This window comes from Legionella longbeachae (assembly GCF_004283175.1).
Lineage (GTDB): Bacteria > Pseudomonadota > Gammaproteobacteria > Legionellales > Legionellaceae > Legionella > Legionella longbeachae.
In genome coordinates, this window is the sequence record NZ_RXNW01000011.1 from 149,196 (window position 1) to 164,632 (window position 15,437).

A 15,437-nucleotide genomic window follows, 5' to 3' on the forward strand; every position below is an offset into this window, starting at 1 on the left:
TTAAACCAATATTTTCTTTTTAAGGAGTATGAATTATCAATGCACCTTATTTTATCAAAATAAAATTTTGCATTTTGTAAATTTATTTGCTTCATATGCTAAATTTAGCATAATTAGTTATTTTTCATTTTAAGAGTCTTATGGCAACAAAATTACTTACACTCAGCTTATTAGAAGATCTGGTCCGCCTTGCTGAATTAAATCAAGAAGGTAAAACCGCAGATTATATTCCTGAACTTGCAAATGTGAACCAAGAGTTGACAGCAATAGCTGTGCAACCTATAGGGAAAGAGTCTGTTTCTTATAGTAATAGCACTCTGTTCCCGATAACCTTGCAAAGTACAGCTAAAATGATCCCATTGATAGGGCTTCTTGAAGAATATGGGGAGGAATTGTTTGAATGGGTTAAGGTTGAACCATCAGGTGATGATTTCGCTTCCATTACTCGCTTGGAACAATTTGGTCCAAAACCGTCAAACCCTATGTTGAATGCCGGTGCTATCACTTTATGTTCTCACATTCCAGGCACAGGGGAGCAACAATTTCGATGGTTAGAGAATTGGGTGCGAAAATTATTTAATCAACGCCTCAGTATTAATCCTTTGGTTTTTGCCTCAGAAAAACGAACCGGTGATCGTAACCGTGCGCTTGCATATATTTTAAAGAGCAGAAATAATCTTGGGGCGGACATTCAGGAAACATTAGATTTGTATTTTACGTTATGTTCCTATGAGGCAAAATTAGAGCAAATGCTTTTCTTACCTACTTTGCTCGCAAATGGGGGCGTAGATTTTGATAGTGGCGAGCAAATTATTTCTGTTGAAACCTGTAAGATTGCCTTAGCAATTATGGCAACTTGTGGCTTATATGATGAAACCGGTACACATATGGTTAAAACTGGGATGCCTGCAAAAAGCGGGGTGTCTGGCTATACGATTGCGGTTGTTCCTGGAAAAGCGGGTATTGTGGTATTAAGCCCAAAAGTTAATGCTAAAGGAAATAGTATCCGGGGTGAAATTATGTTGGAAGGTTTATCCAGGGCATTGAATTGGCATTTTGCCTTGCCTTAACTACTTGATGTGATATTTGGAACCCCCTCTCTTTTGAGTAAGGTTCCAAAGTAGATCGGTAGAGCTACTCTCAAATTGCCATGCGATGCTCTGAATTAGTAGAGTCTAATGCATCGGAAATTAGGGCGAGAGGATACGTGACAAACATTGATGCGAGTGCAAGGCTTATGCCAAATGAAGCAATTGCAAATGTTATGGAGGTAATTGCAGGTAAAACCGGAACAACTGTTGATAAAAACAGACAAACACCGATTCCTAAAATAAGATCTTCTTCCTTGGGTTTAGAATCAATGAAAGCTCCCATAGTCAATAAATATGGATATATGGCTACTTCGCCACACTTCCAAAAAAAAGAACCATAAAAGTTAGTTAATGATCTAGTTGCAGACATGCATATTCTCCAAGGCTTTATTTTAGCGCAAGTATACTTATCAATTATTAAGAAAATATTAGGTAAGATCTCCTTTATTTTCAAATTTTTTACAGATTATCACATGATATTGTTATAAAAATTCACCAATCTTTACAAAACTTGACTTATGTACTTTAATAATTTTAAGGGAATACGTGTCCAACTTTAGTTAATAGAGGCAGGAGCCAGAATATTTATTTTGAGCTCGAAGTCCTATAAAAAAGGAATTTAATCATGCACTTACTTTTACTTGTTATATTAATTTTACTATTAATTGGTTTGCTTCCCAGATGGCCTTATAGTAGAGAATGGGGATACTACCCGAGTAGTGGAGTGGGGGTACTGATTCTGATTTTAATTATTTTGTTACTTGTATGAGCTTGGTTTCTGAGCGTATTGGAATCAGAAAGCCGAGTTGATTGATATAAATTAGTGACAAACCGATTAACAGTGCATTCCAAATTGTACTACTTGAGGAATAGTTAACTTATTTCAATCACTATCCCGTTGATGGTTTTGACTTGCAGATAAGAAATTTTTATTTCTTCCAGGGAGCTGCAATTATCTTAATTTATTTTTTCAACATCAAATGCAGTAGGTGGTGCAGGTTTCGCTGGTGGTGATGACGGGACAGTAACTAATCAATAAACCGGAAAAATGTTATGAGCATGCCTAAGGACAGGGCTAATAAAGTACCTGCCTCAGTTATCGCATTGATTTGGCTGACCAGAAGTCAAAAATAGCCCTAAACAGATACATTTTTTTAATCCTAAGGGTCAGTTTCGTTTTAGAATAATCATTTTCTCTTGCGACATGTCCTTCATTGTTGAGGGTATTCCCCCAATGCCATAACCAGATTGATTTAATCCAGCAAAAGGCATCCAATCAGTGCGAAAAGCAGTGTGATCATTAATAAGCACTGCCGAGGCACTGAGACATTCTGCCGCTCTAAGCGCTGGCGCTAAGTCCTCAGAAAATACACTGGCTTGGAAGGCAAAGGGCAATGAATTTGCGATATTGATAGCGTGTTCAAGATTTTCATATTCGTAAACACAGGTTACTGGGCCAAAAATTTCTAATTGTGATACCTTAGCGTCTGCAGGAGGATTGAATAATACTGCCGGTATCAGCGTTGTTTCAGAAAGACGGCCTCCGCCAAATAAGAGTGCCCCTTTTTCAACTGCTTCATTGATCCAAGAAAGAACACGATCTGTTTCTCGAGGGTGAATAAGCGGTCCTACATCCGTTTCCTTTAATTGTGGGTCTCCAACTCGTAGGCCCTTGATCTGTTTAACAAATTCATCCATGAACGAAGAGGCAATATCTTGGTGAACAAAAATCCTCTGCACTGAAACACACACCTGTCCCGCGTGATAATATCCACCTTTGACCAGTGATTGAATCGTTTTAGACAAGTGGGCACTGCGATCTACAATCACTGGTGCTGCCCCTCCATGCTCTAGGGCACAACGCGTCCCAGGGGCAAGTTTACTACGTAAGTACCAACCAACTTTAGCAGAACCAATAAAACTTAAAAATGAGATACGTTTGTCGATTACTAATTGCTCTGATAAATTATTGTCGTCTGTAATAAGCGTTTGACACCAGGGTTCTTCAAGGCCAGCTTGCCGTAGTAACTTAACAAATTCTAAACAGGATAAGGGCGTTGGTGCTGCAGGTTTAATGATCACCGGGCATCCTACTGCAATTGCCGGGGCTACCTGATGCACAATAAGATTTAAGGGATGATTAAAAGCCGAGATTGCCGCGACAACGCCAATGGGTTCTTTGATTGTGAAAGCCCAGCGATGCTCGCTTGCAGGTGTCAGCCCCATAGGAATTTCTTTACCGGCAAAGTGGCGTAATTCGTCAGCAGCATTATTTATGCCATCAACAGCGCGAGATACTTCAACTGCTGCATCTGTGATGGGTTTTCCCCCTTCTTGAGCAATCATTTTTGCGAATCGTTCTTGCTGAGATGCCAATAATTGAGCAGTGTGCCTCAATATCTTTATTCGCTCATGCGACTTGAGCCAGCCATCTCGATTTTTTAGCGCCGCCACGGCCGTATTAAGCTTTATTTCAAGTGCTTGAGCATCATCAGTAGGAATTTCGATGATTAATGAGCGGTCGAAAGCACGCACTATTTGCAGTGTTTTTTTCATCATTATTCCTATTTAGATGGAGGTAGTCGTTGTTGTAGTTCATCTACAAGAACACGTTTATTTTCTGAATAATCAATTGGGAAAACAATAAGGTGAACTCCTCCAGTTGAGAATGCATTTTCTAGAATGGATTGAAAACTTTCAATGTTTTCGACTCTTGTGCCACGTGCCCCATAGGATTCAGCATATTTAATTAAATCAGGATTGCTAAATGTCATACCAAAATCCGGGAAATGATCAATGGCCTGCTTCCAGCGTATCATACCAAATGCATTATCTTCTATGATGAGTACCACTAGGTTTAATTTAAGCCGTACAGCAGTTTCTAATTCTTGACTGTTCATCATAAAACCACCGTCGCCACAAACAGCCATCACTCGACGATTAGGATATAATAAGGAGGCCATAATTGCTGAAGGAAGGCCTGCTCCCATCGTTGCAAGCGCATTATCGAGTAAAATTGTATTAGCCATTTGAGTTCGATAATTTCGAGCAAACCAGATTTTGTACATACCATTATCCAGTGCAAGAATTCCATCATGAGGCATGACCTGTCGAACATCATGCACCATTCGTTGGGGGGTAAATCGATTTTCAGTAGCCCGGGCAGCAATTTTACTCAAAATACCTTCCCGTAAAGGAAGAAGTGCATTTGCATGAGGAATTTTTCCTTCTATTTTATCGGCAAGTAATTTTAATGAAGGACCCATATCACCGATAACTTCTGCTTGGGGAAAATAAACTTGTTCCACAGTAGCCGATTGATATCCTACATGGATCACTTTGAGGTTTGATTGTTCCATGATAAAAGGAGGTTTTTCGACGGTACTGTGTCCAATCGTAATAATGAGATCCGCTTTTTCTATTGCTTCATGCACATAATCTCGTGCTGAGAGTGCTGCGGTACCCATGTATAATTCTGTAGCTCCAGAAACTGTTCCCTTTCCCATTTGCGTCGTGAAATAGGGGAGTTGGGTACGCACAATAAATTCGGCAAGAGCATTAGTTGCTCTGGGTCGTGAAGCCACTGCACCAAGCATGACTAAGGGGCTCTTAGCCTGCATAATCATTTCTGCGGCACGATTTATAGCTGTCTCGCTCGCAACAGGATATTCAATGGGATGAGGTGGAATGAGGGGGATTTTTTTACTTTTTTCAGCAGCAATGTCTTCAGGAAGTTCTAGATGAACTGGGCCTGGGCTTTCTTCTTGCGCGAGGTGAAACGCTTCTCGTACCAGGGTAGGAATCATCGAAGGTGAAATAATTTGACGCGACATTTTAGTGAGGGGTTGCATTGTCGCTACAGTATTCACCATCTGAAAACGTGCTTGATGCGAGGATAAAACTCCCTTTTGTCCTGTAATCATGATCATTGGCATGCCACCAAGTAAGGCATATGCGGCTCCAGTTGTAAGGTTAAGTGCTCCAGGGCCTAGTGTGGTGATGCACACACCAGGTTTTCCCGTTAACCTTCCATAGGTTGCTGCCATAAAGGCAGCTGCTTGTTCGTGTCGAGTTAAGACAAGTTTGATTGAAGAGTTGCGAAGTGCTTCAACTACGTCAAGGTTTTCTTCACCAGGGATTCCGAAAATATGTTCTACACCCTCATTTTCCAGGGCAGCGACTAGGAGTTCAGCACCTTTGATCATCATTTTATTCCTTATGTATCCCTAAATAGTCCTTATTTAATAGTATAACTAAAACTTTCTGTCTATGCTCTTGACAGGATTTAATTAATGGTGAATTTTTTCAGATTCAGTTATTCTTTTAAAAAAATAGGGGATAAGGATCTGACTTATGAAATGTGTCATTTTTTCATTGATATTGATGCTTGCTGGTTGTGTGACAGCTCTGGCGTCACAAAAATCTGTCATATGTCACATGCAAGGTATCGCAGACCCTCTCTCTTTTACCGTCCCTGGTAAAATGGGGGATTTTCCTGAAGTTGATTTTGCTTATCCAGTTAAAGTGGCCCAATTTAGTATGAGAAATGGCAATCTACTCTTGGTGGCTATGGATCAAGATGAGCGCGATCGCCCGAGAATTTTCATTTCAGCTCAACTTAATCAACCTGATCAAACTTATATTGGGCAATTTATGACAGATATGGGCGGCAATCAATTGCAATTAGACAACGGCCCGGTTTCTTGCATATTAAAATAATATTTACCATGAGCACTTGGAGCTATTGAATGCATGCGGCAGGATGAGGTTACTTGCAAAGTATATTGCATTTTAGACCTTCCGCTTTTGCGGAAGGTGACGGTTGGGAAAGCGCCATCCTTTGCAATAGCAGGAGGGTATTGATGGTATGCGGCAGGATGAGGTTACTTGCAAGGAATATTGCATTTTAGACCTCCCGCTTTTGCGGAAGGTGACGGTTGGGAAAGCGCCATCCTTTGTAATAGCGGGAGGGTATTGACGGTATGCGGCAAAATGAAGTTTCTTGCAAGATTGTTGCATTATGGACCTCCCGCTTTTGCGGAAGGTGACGGTTGGGAAAGCGCCATCCTTTGTAATAGCGGGAGGGTATTGACGGTATGCGGCAGGATGAGGTTACTTGCAAGGAATATTGCATTTTAGACCTCCCGCTTTTGCGGAAGGTGACGGTTGGGAAAGCGCCATCTTTTGCAATAGCGGGAGTGTATTGACGGTATGCGGCAGGATGAGGTTACTTGCAAGGTATATTGCATTTTAGACCTTCCGCTTTTGCGGAAGGTGACGGTTGGGAAAGCGCCATCCTTTGCAATAGCAGCAGATTGCACTGAAAGAGCATAGATCCCCGCCAGTGTAGCTGGGCGAGGAAGTTCAACACTAGCAGATCGACTATAATGAACCTGCATACATGATTATGGTTTAAACGTCCTCTTTGATAAGACATCCAAACTGTGTAGATCTTTTGTTCGGGTTGCGGCAGCTGCTGCAAAATCAGTGCCTATGCCAAACTCCTCTCGTGACAAGATTTTTTGTTGTGTAGTATCATAAGCAGGTAATACCCAAAATGGTTCATCAAAGGCCCGGATCTTGGCTCCGAGTAATTTTGCCAATTTTTTTCCAAAAGCATCACTGACAACATCAGAACAGGTATATAACCAGATTTCAGTAGCTGGAACCCAGGCTTTTTTGAGCTTGGCAAGTAAGGTTTTAGTGGCAGATTTTTTGCTGATAGCTGTGATAAGGGCTGAATCCAGTCCGGCTGATTTTACATCATTGCCAAGTACCGCGTCCCACTTTCCATTAGTGGTTAATATTCCTTGAAATCCAACGTTTCCACTTTGTGCGTATAGAAACAGATTAAGTCTGAGCACTCTTGATGTATAGGATGTCCCAAATCCAGCCACTTTTGGTGCAAAATAATTCACTGTATTAATTAAATCTTCCAGAGAGATAATGACTTGGCCAAAGGGTTTGGTAGCTTGGTTATTGGCACTAGTAGCAGCAGGGCTGATACTGTCAAAATCCTCAGTTGATGGGAGCCATTTATTATTCACTAAGCCTTGTACTTCATCAGCTTCAGTGGCCCATGGTTTTGGAAAATTGGCATAACAGGCGAGTTCGTAACTAATGACCGCTCCACTTGTGGTGGAACCACTACTTCCGCCACCTTTATCTTGATAACTGGCAGGAATAATCGAAGCTCCTGATTGCCCTAAACTTCCCCAGTTCATTTTGGACAATACTTCATCTGCTCGACTCGTGCCATCAAAGAGATTGCGCATATTAGCGGGTACTCCCGGCATAGTTGGATCACTCATCCCGGAGTTATTATCCCCAGAACCATCTATAGTAGAACCATCATTTCCTGGACTGGAAGACGTAGAGGAGGGGGCGGTTCTTGGTGATTGCTTATCCATTTCCCTGGCAGTATTTAATAATGCGCCACCTTCAGAAATGTTTTTCGTAGAACCTGCGTTTGCTGTAGGTAACCCCATAGCTGCCAAAGCGAGCTGGGCTGCGATTTTCTTTTCTTCAATATCTTTTTGGGCTGCAACAACCAAATTAGCTGCAGCTTGTTTCCCGGCCTCAACACCTGCTGTGGTTGAATTAGAGCCTAATGCTTGCGCTAGTGCTGCAGTAGATGCAAGACCTGCCATGTCACGAAACATGCTACCGTTTTGGACAGCATTTAATATCGCTCCTACTCCTGTTGGATCAGGCAAGGCTGTGGGATTCATAATATTTAACACGGGAGCCCCTAGCTGTCCTGGGGTAACATCAACGGGTTGAGAACGAGACTCCATCTGAATCGCTGCAATTTCAGGCGGTTGTAGTGGTATAGGCGAATCTTGCCAATTCCAAAAACGAGTGGCATCAAGTAGTTCTGCGCAGTTAGATCGGCCCAGTACTGCTTCAGCAAAAACCCCGCCAGTTGGAATGGGGAGCAATTGTTCTATTGCTGTGTCTGTACCTAATATTAAACCACGATCTTTTAACCACCCACGCCAATTTTTATGCGCTTCATCATCTGTATCAGATACATTGGCTGCTACCCCCACAGCTTCAATAAAGCTTGGCATACGAAATACTAAATAATTGCTTGCAACCATGACCGGATTGGGATCGATCAAATCTCCTATGGGTTTTCCTTCGAAAGTATAGGAAGATAAAAGAAGAGCGATTTGTGACGGATCCAGGGCGCGCCAAATTGCTTGGCTATAATGCAGTCGATTTTGCTCCAGGTGCATTTCTAATTCGGTTTCGTCACTTTGGTTAACTAAAAAGCGACAGAGTTGCACCTCTACTGCATTAGGACTAATTTCAACGGGTAAACTAATAGGGAATTTAGCGCTGTTGTAACTGAGTTGTAGTGTTAACCGCCCTGTTAAATAACTTGTATTCGCTGAGGTAATCCTAATTGCCGCAAGCTCTTGAATGGGAATTGCTTCACTGGTAATCCAATTGACCGGACTAATGCTGGTTAATTTAACTATATTGCCAGATTGCAAATCTATGTTCACTGCAGTAATGGAAATGGAGGAACGATTTTGAGCCGTCAGATCCAGGGAAACTCCATAAAATTCGGTTTCACCCGGTAGTGATACATTGTTCGTGTTTGGTTTTGTTATGCTTGCTAGAGTGATACGAGAAGCTCTGATTAATTCATCATTGATCCAATAAGGTCCGCTAGCTTGTGGCGATGCAGCTGGCGTTGTTGGTTCTGCTTGAGGAAGCGTTGTATTGGCATTGCCCTCCGGGCTGTTTGTTGTGGTAGACATACGCATGGAAATGCTGCTCATTCTGTCGATTGCAGCTACATTATCAAATATGGTACGTATTGGTCTAAGGGGCAGGATAGGTTGAATCATTACCGCGCCGAACACACTACTTAATAATTCTCTTGCCCGTTGACTAATTGCTGCATTGGCAAGTACTCCTTGATAGCGTTTAATTGTTGCCTGGTTAAACTGGAGTAATTTCATGGGCACAAAAAGACAGCGCTCTACTTGTTGTAATTGCACATTTACCCGGTAAATTTCTATCACTTCATAATATTGAATTGTTAAAGCATGCATATGGTTGTAGTTGGCGATAATTCGAGTAGAGACAGATTGATGTTCCTCTTCTGAAACTTCTTTCACTACTGATGCGCGACGATCCCGTACTGAGGATGCTGCTTGTTGGGTTGCATCAGCAACACGCTGATTCATCGTGGCAGCAAGGTTACGGGTCCCTGATGAAGTTGAAAAGCTTTCAGCATTAGAGCTTGATGTAGCGGAAGATCCACTTCCACCTAAGGTTAAAGGACCCAAACTTAATCCTAAACCGCCACCCCCTGCAGAAGTAGTGGAACTACCACTGGTTTTAGAAAATCCCGTTTGAACTTCTGAGGCAACCGCATTTTGTACTTCACTGATCGCGCGATTATGGGTGGTAGTATTCGTTAAATTTTCTGCTTCAGTGATTGTTTCCTGGTCTGAAGCTTTAACTTGTCGCGACCAATCCATGACAGCAATACGAGTACTTTCGCCAGGAGCCAGTGCAACACTATGCAATAGATTACCCAGGGTTACTCCTTGTGCAAACCAGGATTGGGAGAAGGTCAGCATCGCTCCAACTGCAGGTGCTTTAAAACCAAAATCAGAAGATACCGTGGGGGCAATGTCAATTGGGCCTGCAGTATTTAAATCAGTGGTTTCCTGGGGGCTAACCTGATCAATAACTACTGAACGATAATAGTGTCGTTCTGTCGGATATTCACCTAGCCTGGGAACCAGTTCACTCCCTTTTTCTTCTCTCTCTTGGTTTAATTCTGGAATTCCTACATCTAATATCACTTGAGAGGCGCAAAAAGGAGGCCAGCGCCCTAAATCACCGACTGTATCAATTTGCAGATTATTTTTTATTTCATTGGCAATCGTATTTGTTATATCTCTAAAAACAGCAATGTCGGCTCCTACTAAAGCATCGGGGGTTTGTGGTGAATCTGGATTAATAATACTTGATGAAATGCGACCTGATCGGGCAATAATTGAATGACCTTCTCCGTTTGCTGCAGAAGCAATATCTTGGGCAATCAAGAATAGAGGGCAGGTTGCTAAATCGTAAATGGTTTTAATACCTAATTTGTTTAGGGTTTGTTCTGTTTGGTTCGATACTCCCAGTAAGGTTGAAACAGGTTGACTTAACGCTTGCAATGCATCCATTTTAGTAAATTGGAACTTTAATCCGTCACGGTATCCCATTTTACACTCCTTGTTTACTTCCATGTATTAAAATTATACAACAATTTTATCTCTATGACATTGAATAGGGGGGGGCTGTATCGGTTGTTCGGTTTTTATTTCTGAAGATGCAGGTACCTGATGCTGAAGTGGCATTCTGTCTACTTTTGTTGTAACAAGCTATGCTAAAGGGATAGAGCTTAAAAGATATTAGGTAGGAGTCTTGTATGCCAGAATACTGCATTCAAGCAGCAATGTTTCAGCTCCCTTTTCTGTTTGTTAATCGTTTTGTACATGACTTTTGGATTTTAAGAGAAGTTGAAAGTAAGAAGGTAGTGGCTCAATTGCATGGACTTGCCACTTCAAGGAAGACCGGTAACATAGTAGCTATTGGCTACAGTCGTGAGCATAGTTTAAAAGCTCATTGTATCACTTATGATGCTGATTTTGCGGACTTACATGGATTACAATTAGGCTCTTTTGCGCTACCTATCCATGCCTTTCACACTGTATATACAAATAAAGATTGCCTGGAACATTGGTTGCGAATAAAAGCTGCATTAGAAGTAATTAATAATTTGGATCTTGATTATCCTCCAGGTGGATTTAGTATTCCTTGGTCATCTACGATTAACAGTAATTCAATTTATCATACTTTTTCTCAAGTTATGGACATCCCATTACATATATTTAGGGGGGTTGTCCAGATCGGGATACAAACCTCGATTTACGAACGGATTAAAAATTTCTTGTAAAATAATAGGATACTTGAATGCCTGGTTATCTATTTTTCCGGTAATATATCAATTTTACTGATAAAACACTTAGTCTCACCGCTCCATGGGAGGGTGTAGGCATCACAATGATAGCTGATAATTACATGCTTATTATTTTCCATAGCAAAATCAGCTTGTTTTACTAAATCGGTGTTGAATTGCCCTAGCGTAAAATGAAAAGCACGGCCGCTTGCTCCAGTGGCATTTTCCAGACCACCCAGAATCATTTCTCCTTCATAGGTTCCCCAAAATTTACCTTCTTTTGCAACCTTAACAATAATTCCTGATTTTTGCCCTTTTTGTACGGTCCAGCATCCTGTTAACAAACTTAAGGCAATAAGTAGAACAGAAGAAAAGAAGATTTTTTTCATAACAGAATTCCTGAAGTTTGGTGAAATGAGCTCATATTAATTGTCATCCTATTATTGTATCGTAGCTTTAAAGTAGAATAATAATGTGAAGTTCAATTTAGTTAAAGAATTCTTTTCGGTACTTTATATGAGCAACAATTTTATCGTGCAATTGTGAACTTACAATGCATAAATGTATCCTTTTACCTATTTGGCCTTATTCTCCTTGCCATTATGTTAAGGATTCTATCTTGCAGCTCTGTGATGGGCAAGCCAGGACTTTACAAAATGGCAGTGGGTTTTAAGATCTTTCCTGATGGGGGTATTGTTTAAAAAACCGGATCATTTCAGCTAAGACATAAGGCGCAGCTTCTTTATGATCGAGATGGTCACTGACAGATTTAATAAAGACGGAACTATTGCGCTGTACAAATTGGTTATAAGCAATTTCCGCTCCATAATAAGGCACATCTTTATCTCCTTTTGTGCCGACAATTAATAAGGGTGCCGTTGGCGTAAAATCATAATGATTGAAATAGTGTTTTAGTTTCTCGGAATTTTTTTCAGTATGATTTAAGATGGCATAAAAGAATTCTGATTGAAAAATTAATGCGGGATTTTGAGGTAACGCATTAAGTATTTCATTATTGGAATGTAACCCATCAAATAATTCAGGAATCAGGGTACTATAAGGGCTGACAAATATTTGATTTAAATCAGTCCAATAATTTTTGTAGGTTTGTAGCGAATAGAAAAAATAGGCTAAATACGCGGTCGCTCTTGGCCCGGGATTGAGCATAATAAATTTCATGGTTTCATCCCAGTCATAAGGCGATGAACCTAAGGCAACGGCGGTAATTGGTTGTTTTGCCTCTCGGGTCGCGAGCAACTCAAACATGACTAGAGAAGAAAAGCCTCCTTCTGAATAACCGGCAATATAAAGCTGATCATTGGTTTCAAAATTTATTTTTTTTGCAAACTCTTTAGCCGCCACAAGCATATCCACACTACTACTGGCTAATGTCTCATATTGTACGTAAGGATGTAATACTAATTCATTATCTCCCAGGCCTAGGTAATCAGGCATAATCGTCAAATAACCGCCATGGCTCGCAAATAAAGCCGGATAAATATAATCCCCCTCATTCATTCGAGAGGGAACTTCTTCGCGATTAAAACGAGTTCCATGTTGATAGCTGACGATTCCTGTTTTAGCTCTTGTTGAGGGTACAGCAACTAAGCCAGAGGCAATGGTAATGTGGCCATCTGGTGCCGGAGTCTTATAATGGATTTTATAAAGAGACACTTCGTAATTTGCTGAAAATGCATCAAGAGGAGGCATTTTATTTAATGCTGTTTGAGCGATATCTTTGGAGAGTTTGCCTACAGGAACATAACTAACCAAGATTTGCTTCCCATTCTTCATGGGTTGACTATAGGAAAAGCTGTTTAAAAAGGAGCATAAAAGGAAGAAAATTATTTTTCTTAATGTAATCATAACATTAGGGCTTTTGTGATAGGACATAAAAGCTTATTTAATTTTTACTTAAATATCAATCAATTAATAATTTATAGGGAAAGCAATTGGAATGATAAACTTGTACATTCTCATACAAAAAAAGATAAAGATTCAGGTAGCATACGAGGAGGTTAACCACATCCATGTGGCAAAGCATCATCCATAATGCTATTAATTCCTTTTAAGACATCCACTGTCATTCCTCGTTGTTGTAATCATAACAAAACGTCCCAAATTGTCATTCCTCTATTCTCTCAAATTCGTGTAAGAAATTTCTCAAAGTAAAGATGTATAGATAGATGAAGCAAAAACAGACTTAATTTGTATTTTTCAAGAGGGTAGCTACACTAACAATTAACTACCTCAAAATATAAATAACCTACTTAACATGAAGAATTACAATTTCTATACACAGGTTATTCTCTTATTTATTTCTTTATCTTTTTGTGAAGAAATTGTTTTTGCCCAAAGATCCCCTATTTTGAATGATTTTTTGCGAATTAAAACGATCAGTGAACCCGATCTCTCGAAAAACGGAGATTGGGTGGTTTATAGTGTAGAGGAGGGCAAGAGCAAGACACAGGGGATTAAAAATATTTGGCTTGTGTCCTATGATGGTACGATAGCAAAACAACTTACATACAGTAAGAAAAACAGCAATTATCTTCCTAAATGGAGTCCTGATGGCCAGTGGATTGCTTTTTTATCTGAAAGTGGTGATGATAAAACGCCAATCTTGAAGTTATTCTCCAAACAAAGTGGAAAAGTGATTCGGTTAACCAATCCCCACTATGAAGTAAGTGACTTTGTTTGGGCTCCTGATTCTAAAAATATCGTGTTTATTGCGAGTACCGCAAAGGATGAAAGCCAATCAGAAAATGAACCTTTGGTTATTACCCGATATGTATTTAAAAAAGATGAAGAAGGCTATTTAGGTTCAGATAGAAGTCACCTTTATCGTATATCAATCCAAAAAAAGAAAGTAGAACTGTTAACTTCCGGGCCTTATGATGAATGGGCTCCTGCTTGGTCTCCCAACGGCAAGTATATCGCTTTCGTCACTAAAAGAGGGAAAGATCCAGATAGAAATTTCAATTCGGATATTTATTTAATAAGTCCAGCTTCGGGAAGTAAAGCCATACAACTCACCCATTTTCCTGGAACAGATCTGGATCAAGAATGGGATTCTGTACCTTCATGGAGTTCGGATAATTCTCAAATAGCATATATACGCAGCGCTAATTCGCAAGCAATGTATTATGACTACGCACCTACGCAACTCGCAGTGGTTGATGTTGCTACTGGCCAGGAGCGGGTTGTAGGGCCTGTAGATCAGTGGTTTACTGATCCACAATGGTCTGAAGATGGTAAAATAATTTATGTATTAATGGAAACCAGTAGAAATATTCATCTTAGTGCAGTTGATGTACATACTGGCAAGGTACAACGCTTAACTCAAGGTTCTCGAGTTGATGAGTATTTTTCAGTAGCACCTCAAAAAATAGTGCTTGTTTCTTCTGATGATCAACATCCAAGTGAATTGTTTGCACTTGAAAAAAATGGCCTAAGACAATTAACACACCATAATCAAAAACTTTTAGAAGAGGTGCATTTTGTACCCGTCGAGGACATTGAATTTGATAGTTTTGATGGTACTCGAATAGAGGGCTTATTGGTAAAACCTGCAAATTATAAGCCTGGAAACCGATATCTTGGTATTTTAAATTTACATGGTGGACCGGTAGATCAATTTACTCACGAGTTTAATTTTGAATGGCAATGGTTGGCCGCCCAGGGATACGTTGTTATAGCCCCTAATCCAAGAGGAAGTTCTGGAAGAGGCTTCAATTTTGCTAAAGCCATTTATGCCGACTGGGGTAATCTGGATGTGAAAGATGTTTTAGCTGGGGTAGATTATGTAATAAAACAAGGCATCGTTGATCCCAATAAACTGGTTGTAGCGGGCTGGAGTTATGGGGCTATGCTGACTGATTATGTTATTGCGAGCACAAGCCGTTTTAAAGCAGCGATTAGTGGTGCAGGTACAGGTAATATTTGGGGTAACTATGGGGTGGATCAATATACACTTCAATACGAATTAGAGTTAGGGAAACCTTGGTCTAATCCACAAGTTTATATGAAACTCAGTTATCCTTTAATGAAGGCAAATCGAATTAAAACACCAACATTATTTATGTGTGCCAGAATGGATTTTAATGTGCCTTGTATCGGATCCGAGCAGTTATATCAAGCCTTAAGGTCACAAAATATACCTACCGAACTCATAATTTATCCTCAACAATCTCATTCATTAGACCGTTATGATTTTGAAATGGACCGTTTGCAAAGAATTAAAGATTGGATAGGCTTTTATGTAAAATAAGCCGCAACTTATTTTATAATCGGAAGCACTATTATTGATTGTTCAGCCTGAGGAGCCCGGCTGAACAATCTAAGGTAGAGAATTTATTATGAATAGACAT

11 protein-coding genes are annotated in these 15,437 nt (G+C 40.2%); 5 read left to right on the plus strand and 6 right to left on the minus strand.

From position 1 onward, the window contains the following. Window positions 1-140: 140 nt before the first annotated feature. Window positions 141-1,070: a glutaminase A gene (gene glsA / locus EKG34_RS12430; RefSeq protein WP_080619937.1), complete on the plus strand. Its 930-nt coding sequence runs from the start codon at window positions 141-143 to the stop codon at window positions 1,068-1,070. A gap of 70 nt (window positions 1,071-1,140) precedes the next feature. Here glsA and EKG34_RS12435 read toward each other — a convergent pair whose 3' ends face one another. Beyond that, window positions 1,141-1,461, minus strand: coding sequence for a hypothetical protein (locus EKG34_RS12435; protein WP_003634512.1), 321 nt, complete (start codon window positions 1,459-1,461; stop codon window positions 1,141-1,143). A 255-nt stretch (window positions 1,462-1,716) separates the two neighbouring features. On the opposite strand from EKG34_RS12435, the gene EKG34_RS12440 reads away from it, so the two are divergent. Continuing rightward, window positions 1,717-1,860: a DUF3309 family protein gene (locus EKG34_RS12440; RefSeq protein ID WP_035904674.1), complete on the plus strand. Its 144-nt coding sequence runs from the start codon at window positions 1,717-1,719 to the stop codon at window positions 1,858-1,860. 398 nt (window positions 1,861-2,258) lie between these two features. Here the strand turns inward: EKG34_RS12440 and EKG34_RS12445 are convergent, their stop codons facing one another. Together EKG34_RS12445 and EKG34_RS12450 are read right to left on the minus strand one after the other, a co-directional pair. Beyond that, window positions 2,259-3,650, minus strand: a complete 1,392-nt coding sequence (locus EKG34_RS12445; protein ID WP_226910775.1) for an aldehyde dehydrogenase family protein — start codon at window positions 3,648-3,650, stop codon at window positions 2,259-2,261. Window positions 3,651-3,655: 5 nt separating this feature from the next. Continuing rightward, a complete protein-coding gene (locus EKG34_RS12450) occupies window positions 3,656-5,299 on the minus strand; it encodes an acetolactate synthase large subunit (protein WP_223800061.1) in 1,644 nt (547 codons plus the stop codon). Between the two features lie 145 nt (window positions 5,300-5,444). On the opposite strand from EKG34_RS12450, the gene EKG34_RS12455 reads away from it, so the two are divergent. Beyond that, entirely contained in the window at window positions 5,445-5,810 is a 366-nt protein-coding gene (locus EKG34_RS12455; protein ID WP_003634521.1) for a hypothetical protein, read from the plus strand. Window positions 5,811-6,496: 686 nt separating this feature from the next. On the opposite strand, the gene EKG34_RS12460 is transcribed toward EKG34_RS12455, so the two are convergent. Further along, on the minus strand, window positions 6,497-10,330 hold the full coding sequence (locus EKG34_RS12460) for a hypothetical protein (RefSeq protein WP_003634523.1): 3,834 nt from the start codon (window positions 10,328-10,330) through the stop codon (window positions 6,497-6,499). A 206-nt stretch (window positions 10,331-10,536) separates the two neighbouring features. Here EKG34_RS12460 and EKG34_RS12465 point away from each other — a divergent pair, with 206 nt between their 5' ends. Continuing rightward, the gene (locus EKG34_RS12465; protein ID WP_003634524.1) at window positions 10,537-11,064 is read left to right on the plus strand and encodes a hypothetical protein; all 528 of its coding nucleotides are present in this window, start codon (window positions 10,537-10,539) and stop codon (window positions 11,062-11,064) included. Between the two features lie 29 nt (window positions 11,065-11,093). Here EKG34_RS12465 and EKG34_RS12470 read toward each other — a convergent pair whose 3' ends face one another. Further along, a complete protein-coding gene (locus EKG34_RS12470) occupies window positions 11,094-11,456 on the minus strand; it encodes a hypothetical protein (protein ID WP_003634526.1) in 363 nt (120 codons plus the stop codon). Window positions 11,457-11,736: 280 nt separating this feature from the next. Then, window positions 11,737-12,933 carry an alpha/beta hydrolase family protein gene (locus EKG34_RS12475; protein WP_003634529.1) on the minus strand — a complete coding sequence of 399 codons (1,197 nt, stop codon included), beginning with the start codon at window positions 12,931-12,933 and terminating at the stop codon, window positions 11,737-11,739. A 502-nt stretch (window positions 12,934-13,435) separates the two neighbouring features. On the opposite strand from EKG34_RS12475, the gene EKG34_RS12480 reads away from it, so the two are divergent. After that, window positions 13,436-15,337 (plus strand): S9 family peptidase, encoded by a 1,902-nt coding sequence (locus tag EKG34_RS12480; protein WP_226910777.1) that lies wholly within the window; start codon window positions 13,436-13,438, stop codon window positions 15,335-15,337. Window positions 15,338-15,437 lie beyond the last annotated feature (100 nt).